General features: G+C 64.7%; 2 protein-coding genes and 1 pseudogene. 1 reads left to right on the forward strand and 2 read right to left on the reverse strand.

From position 1 onward, the window contains the following. Positions 1–876, reverse strand: an 876-nt coding sequence (locus ACSQ22_RS26205; RefSeq protein WP_436131953.1) for an MCP four helix bundle domain-containing protein, incomplete at its 3' end; no start/stop codon positions are given. 333 nt (positions 877–1209) lie between these two features. Here ACSQ22_RS26205 and ACSQ22_RS26210 point away from each other — a divergent pair. Beyond that, complete coding sequence (locus ACSQ22_RS26210; protein ID WP_436131954.1) at positions 1210–2016, forward strand: esterase/lipase family protein; 807 nt, start codon at positions 1210–1212, stop codon at positions 2014–2016. 187 nt (positions 2017–2203) lie between these two features. On the opposite strand, the pseudogene ACSQ22_RS26215 reads toward ACSQ22_RS26210, so the two are convergent. Next, positions 2204–2671 (reverse strand): annotated as a pseudogene (locus ACSQ22_RS26215) (methyl-accepting chemotaxis protein); the annotation flags it as partial.

The following is a 2671-nucleotide window of genomic DNA, read 5'->3' on the forward strand; positions in this document are numbered from 1 at the left end:
CTGCTGTTCCGTGCGTGCCGACAGGTCGTTGTTGCCCGAGGCAATCTGTGAGCTCGCCGAGGCCACCCCTTCCGCGTTCTGGCGCACCGAGCCCACGGTGTTCACCAGGCTTTGCTGCATGCGCTGCAAGGCGCCCAGCAGGTGGCCGGTTTCGTCCTTGGAACTCACGGTGATCTGGCCACTGAGATCGCCGCTGGCCACACGGTCGGCAGCCTCCACGGCCTGCGCCAGGGGGCGGGTGATGGAGCGGATGATGGTGATGGCGAGAAAGACGGCAATCGCAATGGCGAGCACGCCAGCGATCAACACATCCCGTTGCAGCGCAGCGGCGGCAGCTTCGGCCCGCTCACCTGCTTTGACCGTGGTCTGGGCCTGAAACTCAACCTGCTCCTGAATAGCCGCCTGGTAGGCAAGCTGCGCGGGGCGATACTGCTCTTCCAGCAGCTTGGTGGCTTCGTCCTTCTGCCCTTGCTGGATCATGGTGAGGTACTGCACGCCAATCTTTGCAAAGTCTGCGCGCCGCTGTTGCATGCGCGCCAGAATTTCTTTGCCTTTTTCCGAGACGATCAGCGCGTCAAGGGTTTTGTACTGCGCGTCCACTTCCGCCCTCGACGCGGCAATCTGGTCCATGGACGACTTAGTCACGGCCTCGGTCGTGAAAATCGCCAGATTGCGCACCTGGATGGCTTGCACATTCACCCGGTCGGTCAACGTGCCCAGTGCTTTAGTGATGGGGATGCGAACGTCAATCACATCCTTCAGCTCTGCGCGCTGGCTCGCAGACTGGATCAGGCTGACCGCCCCCAGCGCGATGAGCAACAACACCATGACGGCAAACGCTACGGTAAGTCGGGTTGATATCTTCAGCTGATTCATCCTGCTTCTCCTCTGGACTGGTGGTGGTTTGAAGGTGTTTTTTTTGGCTGTCACCACCTTATCCGTGAGCGATCTTTGTCACCAGTGCTATTTCGCCGCAGCGCAGCAACTCCGGCCTGGGCGCCACAGATCACCCTGCATTCGCCCGGGCATTTATTGACAAAACGCCGCATCCGGTCGGTTCAGTGCGCTCCCCCCCTGTCGCAGCCCCGGCCTGCCCGGTTGGGATTGGAGAGCTAGCTCCAGTCCCAGCCCCGGTGCGCAGGCAAAAAAATGCTAACTTCCACAGCGGCCCTACCGCCTGTGCGCCCTCCGCTTTTGACTGACGATCCGATGCCCCTTTTCAGCAACAAAGAAACCGATCCCAACCACATCCCCGCCCCGGGCCTGCCCCTGCTGGCGCTGGAGCTGCGGGCGCCCTGGGAGTTTGGCGCGGTGCTGCCCGCCTGGCCGGTGCTGCAACGCGCCCCGCTGGGCGACGGCCACACGGTGATCGTGTTCCCGGGCCTCACGGCGGGTGACGCCACCACCGTGCCGCTGCGCCGCTACCTGGATTCGCGCAACTACGACACCCTGGGCTGGGGCCAGGGCCTGAACCTGGGCCCCCGCGATGGCGTGCTGGAAACCGCCAAGCGCCAGCTGCAGGAGGCCGCCCAAGCCAGTGGCGGCAAGGTGAGCCTGGTGGGCTGGAGCCTGGGCGGCGTCTATGCCCGCGAGCTGGCCAAGGAGATGCCCGACCTGGTGCGCTGTGTGATCACACTGGGCACGCCATTCGCAGGGCACCACACCTCGACCAATGCCTGGCGCATCTACCAGTTCGCCAGCGGCCGCAACATCGAGCGCGAAACCGAGAGCTACAACCTGCCCGAAGCGCCCCCCGTGCCCACCACCAGCATCTACTCGCGCACAGATGGCGTGGTGGCCTGGCGCGGCAGCATCCAGGCCCCGGCGGCGCACAACCCGCACACCGAAAACATCGAAGTGGTGGCCAGCCACTTTGGCATCGGCCTGAACCCCAGCGCCTGGTGGGCCGTGGCCGACCGCCTGGGGCAACCGCATGGGCCGGAAGTGGTCTGGCAGCCTTTTCAGCGCCCCCGGGTTCCGGGCTTGCACCTGGTGTATCCAGATCCCCACCGCTAAGCGACTTGCGCGGGGCTATGCAGCCAGTCCGCCCACAGAAATAGAAAACAGAGAACAAAAAAAGCACGCTGAGGATGCCCCTCAGCGTGCTTTTCTTTTGATAGCTACCTGCGCTTGATGGGCAAGCGCCAGGTCCTGTTTTTATCCATATCCCTCGTAGTTATCCCTCAGGCGGGGGCATGCCCGCTCAGAAGCTCTCCCATTCGTCGTCGTTGCCACCCTTGGCGGCGGCTGCAGGCGCTGGCGCGCTGGCAACCGGGGGCCTGGTGCTGGCTGCAGGGGCGGCTGCGCTGGCCTTGGGCGCTGCCAGGCTGGCCTGGGGTTTGGCGGGCTTTGCGCTGCCGATCTTGCTGGCGCCTTTGGTCGCGCCTGCACCGCGTTGGGCAGTGAATGCCGGGGCAGCGATGGTCGCTCGGGGTGCCGGTGCTGGCGCGCTGCGCACGGCGTTGGCGTCGAGCTTGAAGACCGCCACGGCGTTGACCAGTTCGCCGGCCTGGGCGTTCAGGGCGCTGGCGGCGGCCGCCATTTCTTCCACCAACGCTGCGTTTTGCTGCGTGGCCTGGTCCATCTGCGTGACGGCTTCTCCCACCTGACCCACCCCTGCGCTTTGTTCGCTGCTGGCGGCGCTGATCTCTCCCATGATGTCCGTCACCCG

The sequence above is a fragment of the Acidovorax sp. LjRoot38 genome (assembly GCF_964252975.1).
GTDB lineage: Bacteria > Pseudomonadota > Gammaproteobacteria > Burkholderiales > Burkholderiaceae_C > Acidovorax > Acidovorax facilis.

Coding starts and splice junctions, on each gene's coding strand:
- ACSQ22_RS26210 (WP_436131954.1), top strand. CDS start 1,210: ATGCCCCTTTTCAGCAACAAAGAAACCGATCCCAACCACATCCCCGCC.